This window comes from Burkholderia sp. Ac-20344 (assembly GCF_017104975.1).
Classification (GTDB): domain Bacteria; phylum Pseudomonadota; class Gammaproteobacteria; order Burkholderiales; family Burkholderiaceae; genus Burkholderia.
This window is the reverse complement of the sequence record NZ_JAAGPP010000253.1, coordinates 1-7,703: the sequence shown is the minus strand read 5'-3', so window position 1 is coordinate 7,703 and position 7,703 is coordinate 1. Positions and strand designations below refer to the sequence as shown.

At 68.3% G+C, this 7,703-nt stretch carries 8 protein-coding genes; 3 read left to right on the top strand and 5 right to left on the bottom strand.

Annotation, left to right across the window (positions count from 1 at the left end; genetic code table 11):
• Positions 1–594 (bottom strand): heavy metal-associated domain-containing protein (locus G3N64_RS37495; RefSeq protein WP_205788646.1); only part of this gene is annotated, 594 nt, incomplete at its 3' end.
• 81 nt (positions 595–675) lie between these two features.
• Here G3N64_RS37495 and cadR point away from each other — a divergent pair.
• Positions 676–1,107, top strand: coding sequence for a Cd(II)/Pb(II)-responsive transcriptional regulator (gene cadR, locus G3N64_RS37490; RefSeq protein WP_174916768.1), 432 nt, complete (start codon positions 676–678; stop codon positions 1,105–1,107).
• Positions 1,108–1,175: 68 nt separating this feature from the next.
• The gene (locus G3N64_RS37485) at positions 1,176–1,748 is read left to right on the top strand and encodes a PadR family transcriptional regulator (RefSeq protein ID WP_205788645.1); all 573 of its coding nucleotides are present in this window, start codon (positions 1,176–1,178) and stop codon (positions 1,746–1,748) included.
• Between the two features lie 45 nt (positions 1,749–1,793).
• Here G3N64_RS37485 and G3N64_RS37480 read toward each other — a convergent pair whose 3' ends face one another.
• The 4 genes from G3N64_RS37480 to G3N64_RS37465 form a co-directional block, all read right to left on the bottom strand.
• Entirely contained in the window at positions 1,794–3,224 is a 1,431-nt protein-coding gene (locus G3N64_RS37480; protein WP_205788644.1) for an FAD-binding oxidoreductase, read from the bottom strand.
• A gap of 15 nt (positions 3,225–3,239) precedes the next feature.
• Complete coding sequence (locus tag G3N64_RS37475) at positions 3,240–4,028, bottom strand: ABC transporter substrate-binding protein (RefSeq protein ID WP_205788643.1); 789 nt, start codon at positions 4,026–4,028, stop codon at positions 3,240–3,242.
• Between the two features lie 75 nt (positions 4,029–4,103).
• Positions 4,104–5,258 carry a pyridoxal phosphate-dependent aminotransferase gene (locus tag G3N64_RS37470; RefSeq protein WP_205788642.1) on the bottom strand — a complete coding sequence of 385 codons (1,155 nt, stop codon included), beginning with the start codon at positions 5,256–5,258 and terminating at the stop codon, positions 4,104–4,106.
• A gap of 208 nt (positions 5,259–5,466) precedes the next feature.
• Positions 5,467–6,135 (bottom strand): TetR/AcrR family transcriptional regulator, encoded by a 669-nt coding sequence (locus tag G3N64_RS37465; protein WP_205788641.1) that lies wholly within the window; start codon positions 6,133–6,135, stop codon positions 5,467–5,469.
• Between the two features lie 121 nt (positions 6,136–6,256).
• Between G3N64_RS37465 and G3N64_RS37460 the strand changes: the two genes are divergently transcribed.
• A partial coding sequence (locus tag G3N64_RS37460; protein WP_205788640.1) for an acyl-CoA dehydrogenase family protein occupies positions 6,257–7,703 on the top strand: 1,447 nt, incomplete at its 3' end.

The following is a 7,703-nucleotide window of genomic DNA, read 5'->3' as shown; positions in this document are numbered from 1 at the left end:
GGGCGTCATCCCGAGCGTGCGGATCGCGCTTTCGATCGCCGGCTGCGCGCCCGGCACGTGCTCGACGGTCAGCATCCGCTGCATCAGGTTGAATTCGAGCGCCGACACCTCGCTCATCCCGCCGAGCTTCTTGCGGATCAGCGTTTCCTCGGTCGGGCAGTCCATCTGCATGATCCGGAACGCAGAGCGCACGTGGCCCGACGCGGTCGCCTGCGCGACCGGCAGCGGCGCGAGCGTCAGCGCCGCAGGCGCGCAGCAATCGCCGGCCGCGTGGTCGTGGTCGTGACCGGCATGGTCATGCGCGGCGTGATCGTGGCCAGCATCGCCATGCTCGGCATGCCCGTGCGAACACGACGCACCATGCACATGCGTGTCGTCGTGTGCAGGGTCGTGATCGTGGCCAGCGTCGTCGTGATCGTGGCCATGGTCATGGTCATGGCCGCCTGACGCGGCCTTGCCGTGCGCGTGCTCGCCGGCCGCCGGCGCCGCATCGGCAACGGTCGCCAGCTGCGTGTCGCGCGGGTCGGCGCAGCACGCATCGGCGCCGTCGGCATGACGGTGTCGTGGGTCGTGGGTACGCTTGGCGTCGGTCATGACAACCTCCTTTGTGACTTGACGGTGTAGAGTTAACACCCTGAAGCCACTACAAGGTCAACCCTTGCACGGGAGAAAGGTATGAAGATAGGCGAACTGGCCAAAGCGGCCCGCTGCACACCCGAGACGATCCGTTTCTACGAGAAAGAGGGTCTGATGCCGGATGCGGAGCGCACCGACTCGAACTATCGCAACTACACCGACGTGCACGTCGAACGGCTGCGCTTCATCCGCAATTGCCGCGCACTCGACATGGCCCACGACGAAATCCGCGCGCTGCTGCGGCTCACCGACACGCCGGCCGATCCGTGCGATTCGATCAATTCGCTGCTCGACGAACATATCGGGCACGTCGACGCGCGCCTCGCGGAACTCACGCATCTGCGCGACCAGCTCACCGAATTGCGCCGCCAGTGTGTCGGGGAGCATTCGGTCGAAGATTGCGGCATCGTGCACGGTCTGGCGACGATGGAGACCGTCGCGCCGGCCGCGAAGCGATCGCACCTCGGCTGAGACCCTTGTGAAATATGATAGTCTGGTTGAGAATAGTTATATTCTTACTAGATATTCAATAACTATTCATGTCCGCTAGCCGCCCGTCCCCGCTCGCGCTGGCCGTCCTCGCGACGCTCACCGAAACGCCGATGCATCCGTACGGGATGCTGCAGCAACTGAAGACCCGCGGGTACGACGAAGTCGTCAACGTGCGGCAGCGCACGAGCCTCTACCAGACGATCGACCGGCTGCTGCGCGACGGGCTGATCGCCGTGCACGACACCGAGCGCGATGGCGCGTTTCCGGAGCGCACGCTGTATGCGCTGACCGAGGCCGGGCACACGGCCGGGCAGGCGTGGCTGCATGCGCTGCTCGCAGAGCCCGCGCGTGAATTCCCGGCGTTCGGCGCCGGCCTGGCCTTCCTGCCGCTGCTCGACGCCGAAGATGCACGCCACCAGCTCGAGCTTCGGATCACCCGGCTCGACGCCGAACGCGAACGCCTCGAAACGCTGCGCGCCACCGCGCAGGCCGACCAGGTGCCGCGCCTGTTCCTGTTGCAGAACGAACACGCGCTCGTGCTGCTCAATGCCGAGCTCGAATGGGCGCGCAGTGTCGTCGAACACCTGAAGATCGGTGCGCTGCGCTGGGTGGACGGCTGACGCGTCGCGCAGGCCGGCGCCCGCCGGCAACGTGCATCGCCCCGATCAAAGCACCTTGCCGGGATTCAGGATGCCGAGCGGATCCAGCGCGGCCTTCAGGCGTCGCATCACGCCGATTTCCGCGTCGCTGCGCGTATGCGCGAGATAGGGACGCTTGAGCACGCCGATCCCGTGCTCGGCCGACACCGAGCCGCCCATGTCCCGCACCACCGCGTACACGCAGTGATCGAGCGCATCGAGGTCCGCGCCGGTCATCCCGGCCAGCGATACGCCGATGTGCACGTTGCCGTCACCGACATGCCCGAAGAACAGGCACGTGACGTCCGGCCAGCATGCCCGCAACGCCACCTCGCAGCGCTCGGCGAACGCGCCGAGCTCGCCGGTCGGCAGGCTCACGTCGAAGTTGACGAGATGCGGCAGCGCATCGATCGCGAGGCCTTCGCGCAACGTCCACAGGTCGCGCGCCTGCCGCTCCGACGTCGCGAGCACCGCGTCCTCCACGAGCCCTGCGTCGAGCGCCGCCGCGAGACCGGCTTCCAGCGCCTGGTGCGCGTCGCCGCCCGGTGCGCTCGTCGCGCATTCGATCAGGACCGCGAAGCCATCGTCGCCGATGAACGGCGCCGAGACGCCGGGCGTATGACGCGCGACGTAGTCGTAGAACGCCGGCCACATCGCCTCGAAGCTGACGACCTCCGGGAGCATGCGCACGCGGTTCCACAACTCGACCACCGCGTCGTAGTCGCGCACGCGGCAAAGCGCGGTGGCCGGCGCCGCGAGCAACGGATGCAGCCGCAGCACCGCGCGCGTGACGACGCCGAGCGTCCCCTCGCTGCCGATGAACAGCTGCTTCAGGTCGTAGCCCGCGTTGTTCTTCAGCATCCGGCTCATCGACGACACGACCGTGCCGTCCGCGAGCACGGCCTCGAGCCCGAGCACCTGCTCGCGCATCATCCCGTAGCGGATCGCGCGCGTGCCGCCCGCATTGGTCGCGAGCATGCCGCCGATCTGGCATGAGCCGCGCGCACCGAGATCGACGCCGAACGTGAAACCCGCCGCTTCCGCGGCTTCCTGCACCGTCTGCAGCGGCGTTCCGGCGCGTACGGTCATCGTGCCGGCCGCCGCGTCGAGCGCTTCGACGCCCGCGAAGCGTTCCATCGACAGCACGACCTCGCCGCCGAGCGCGACTGCGCCACGCGCGAGCCCCGTCAGGCCGCCTTGCGGCACGACCGGCTGGCCGAGCCGCGCACACAGTGCGAGCGTGCGCGACACGTCGTCGACACTGCGCGGGCGCACCAGCGCGCGCGGCCGCACGCCGGCCGGCTCGTTGTACGCGGTGAAGTAACGCGGATCGATGTCGGCTGCACGCGTGACGAGTCCATCGCCCAGTTCGGCGACGAGCCCGGCTTCAAGCGCATCACCCGACAACGCCGCGCCGTCCTGTTCGCCACCCGCGGCGGCCGTGTTCCGGTTCTGCATCGCGCGCGGCCCCGCTTACTTCGTCGAGATGTCGATATCGCCGAAATACTTCAGGCCGAGCGACTTCACCGTGCCATCCGCCTTCAGCTTGTCGATCGCCGCATCGAGTTTCGCCTTCAGCGCGCTGTCGCCTTTACGCAGCCCGAAGGCGATGCCGCTGCCGAGGATCCTGTCGTCGTGCACGGGCTGGCCGACGAACGAGAAGCCCTTGCCGTCCGGACGCGACAGGAAGCCGCGCTGGCCGGACGGTGCGAGCACGAGCGTCGCATCGAGACGGCCCGACACGAGATCCGCGTACGCCTGGTTCTGATCCTGGTACGGGACGATCGCGACGCCGGCCGGCTCCCAGTGCGCCTTCGCGAAGGTTTCCTGGATCGATGCCTGCAGCACGCCGACGCGCTTGCCCTTCAGCGATTCCGGCGTCGGCAGCAGGCCGCTGCCGGTGCGCGCGATCAGCTGGGTCGGCACGCGATAGATGATCGTCGTGAAGTCGATCGCCTGGCGTCGCTGCTCGGTCGCGTTCATTGCCGAGTTGATCGCGTCGAACTTGCGGCCCTGCAGCGCGGGAATCAGGCCGTCGAACGACGTCTCGACCCATTTGCACGACAGCTTCGCCGTCTGGCAGACGGCATTGCCGACGTCGATGTCGAAGCCCTGCAGGTCGCCGTTCGGCGCTTTCGATTCGAACGGCGGGTATTGCGCTTCGAGGCCGAAGCGCAGCGTCTGCGCTTCGGCGAGCGCAGCGCCCGAGCCGATTGCGCACGCGAGTGCGAATGCGAGTTTCAGGGTGGCCGTGTGCTTCATCGTGATCTCCTGTGTCTGGTCGATGCGACGCTTCCCGTCGCCGGATGCCCGTCGCCGGTTTCCGTACTACGGGACTTACAGTGAACGCAGCCGCCGCGCGCCTTCGACCAGCGTCGCGTCGTCCTTCGAAAAACTGAGCCGGATCACGCCGGCGTCGGTACCGTCGGTATAGAACGCCGACAGCGGAATCGTCGCGACGCGCGCGTCGCGGATCAGGCGCAGCACGAAATCGCTGTCGCTCTCGTCCGAGAAGTGCCGGAAGCGCGCGAGCAGGAAGAACGAGCCTTCGCTCGGCAGCAACTCGAAACGCGAATCGGCCAGCTCGCGCACGAGCAGGTCGCGCTTGGCCTGGTAGAACGCCGACAGGCCGAGATAGCTGTCCGGCCGCGCGAGGATCTCCGCGAACGCGACCTGCATCGGCGTGTCGGCCGCGAACACCATGAACTGGTGCACCTTGCGGATCTCGTCCATCAGCTCGGCCGGCGCGAGGCAATAGCCGACCCGCCAGCCCGTCACGTGGAACGACTTGCCGAACGACGACACGATCACGCTGCGCTCGGCCAGCTCGCGATGGCGCGCCATGCTCTGGTGTTGCGCGCCGTCGAACACGACGTGTTCGTAGACTTCGTCGGACAGGATCACGAGGCCGGTATCGCGCGTGAGCTGCGCAAGCCGCGCGAGATCGTCGGCCGAGAACACGGTCGCGGTCGGGTTGTGCGGCGTGTTCACGATGATCATCCGCGTACGCGGGTTGATCGCCGCGGCCACCTCGTCCCAGTTCACGCGGAAATGCTCGGGCGACAGCTTGATCGCCACGGGCGTCGCGCCTTGCAGCCGCACGATCGGCGCATAGCTGTCGAACGACGGCTCGAAGTAGATCACCTCGTCGCCCGGATGCACGAGCGCGCTGATCGCCGCGTAGAGCCCTTCGCTCGCGCTCGCGATCACCGTGATCTCGGTGGCCGGGTCGTAGCTCGCGCCGTACAGCGCCTCGGTCTTTTCGGCGAGCCGCTCGCGCAGCGCCATGACGCCGGCCATCGGCGCGTACTGGTTGTGCCCGTCGCGCATCGCGCGCGCGACGCCTTCGACAAGCGCCGGATCGGGTGCGAAATTCGGTGCCCCCTGCGACAGGTTCAACGCATCGTACCGAGCAGCCAGTTGGCCGATCACCGTGAAGATCGTCGTCCCGACGTCGGGCAGTTTCGAACGGGGCGCGGTGGCGCTTCGCATGACTCCTCCTTCTGATGTCCTTCGGGCGGCCCCGCGCGACGCGCGTGGCCTGTATCTTCCGCAAGATTTAGCCCGAGCCAATATCGGCGGACAATCGAAAGTTCGTCATGGCGGCCATGCATTTTTCTCATGGCGCGTGGAGAGAGGTGCGCAGCGGCAAGGCTAGCCTGCCGGGGTGACATGCGAATCAGGCATTTCCCTAAGGGGGTTACCGGCCGGCCGCCGCCAGATAGGCGAGCAGCACCGCCCGCAGTTCGTCGCGCAGCGCGGCGATGTCGAACGCGGGCCCGAGCGTCAGCAACGCCTGCGAGAGACCGCCGTAGCAGATCGTGTGCGCCATTCGCGAGAGCCCGTCGAGCCGTGCGGCCGGCGGTGGATCGGCCGCATGCGCGAGCGCGTCGCGCCACAGCGCGACATATGCGTCGTAATGCCGGCGGTACGCAGCGAGCGGCGACACCTGCCGCTCCAGCGCGAAGAGCGCACCCCACAGCGCCGCATCGGCGCCGATCGCGTCGACCTGCAGGTCGACGAGCGCAGCGGCGAGTTCGGCCCGCGCCGCGCCGCGCAGCCGCGCCACGACATCGCGCAGCCGGTCGGCCAACGCCAGCACGTGCCGGTGGATGCAGAGCGCCGCGAGGCTCTGCTTGTCGCCGAAATACTCGTAGAAAGTGCCGATGCTGACGCCCGCAACCGCCGCGATCTCCCGGATCGTCGCTTTCGCATAGCCGCGTTCGAGCAAAAGCTGAACGAACGCCTGCTGCAGCGCGTCGGAGCTCGCCTGCGCGCGCGACTGGCGCGGCCGGCGGCGCAATGCGGGTGCGGGTTGCGCCGCCGGCTGGCCGGGCGGCGCCGGAACCTGAACATGTCGCGGCGGCATATTTGCTACTCTGGAAATCAGCAGGGAATGCGTTTTACCGGGGGCCCGAACCGGCGCCGAAGCGCCATGCGTGCGGCATGGCGCCGGCCGCCCGCGAAGCATGAGACCGGAGACAACCTCGATGACCGAATCGACTCACGCCGTCACGAACCAGTTCGACGAACTGGTCGACTATAACCTCTTCGCGACGGACATCGCGCTGCGCGACGCGCTCACCCGCGCGGGCGCCGACTGGGCCGTGCCGCAGCTCGACGCATACGGCGCACGGCTCGGCAGCGCCGACACCGCGCAACTCGCAGACGCAGCGAACCGCCACACGCCGGAACTGAACATCTTCGACCGGCGCGGCCGGCGCATCGACCGCGTCGACTTCCACCCGGCGTGGCATGCGCTGCTCGGCCAGTACCGTCACGAAGGCTTCGTGTCGCTCGCGTTCCGCGAGTCGCGCCGCGGCCGCTGGGCCGCGACTGCGGCCGGCTTCTACCTGCATGGCCAGATCGAGGCCGGCACGCTGTGCCCGGCGACGATGACGCAGGCCGCGATTCCCGTGCTGCAGAAGGAACCCGCGCTGTGGGCGCTGCTGCGCGACAAGCTCTACAGCGACGACTACGATCCGCGCGACGTGCCGGTCGCCGACAAGCGCTCGATCTGGTTCGGCATGGGCATGACCGAAAAACAGGGCGGCTCCGACGTGCGCGCGAACACGACGCTCGCGACCGCCGTCGGCGCGGGCGGACGCGGCGGCGAATACCGGCTGCGCGGCCACAAGTGGTTTTTCTCCGCGCCGATGTGCGACGCGCACCTCGTCGTCGCGCACACCGAAGGCGGCAGCCCGTCGTGTTTCTACGTGCCACGCTGGCGGCCGGACGGCACGAAGAACGCCGTCGAGATCCAGCGGCTGAAGGACAAGGTCGGCAACCGCAGCAACTCGAGCAGCGAGATCGAGCTGAACGACGCGTGGGGCATCATGCTCGGCGACGAAGGCCGCGGCATTCCGACCATCATCGAGATGGCCACCTACACGCGGCTGAACTGCGTGCTCGGCAGCGCGGCGATGCTGCGCCAGGGCGTCGTGCAGGCGATCGCGTACACGCGCCAGCGCCATGCGTTCGGCCGCGCGCTCGCCGATCAGCCGCTGATGCGCACCGTGCTCGCCGATCTCGCGCTCGAAAGCGAAGCGGCGCTGTCCCTCTCGATGCGTCTCGCCGACGCATTCGAGCGCGACGACTCGCCGCTCGAACGCGCGTGGAAACGCATCGTCACGCCTGCCGCGAAATTCTGGGTGTGCAAGCGCGCGGTCGAGCTGACCGGCGAGGTGATGGAAGTGTTCGGCGGCAACGGTTATGTCGACGACGGCCCGATCGCGCGGCTGTTCCGCGAGGCGCCCGTCAACTCGATCTGGGAAGGCTCGGGCAACGTGATGTGCCTCGACGTGCTGCGCGCCGTGTCGCGCGAGCCCGACGCGGCCGCCGCGCTGTTCGCCGAACTCGCCGAACTCGCCGACCTCGGCGCGGGCGAACCGGGCATCCGCGCGGCCACCGGCGCCAGGCCGGACGACCGCGCCGGAA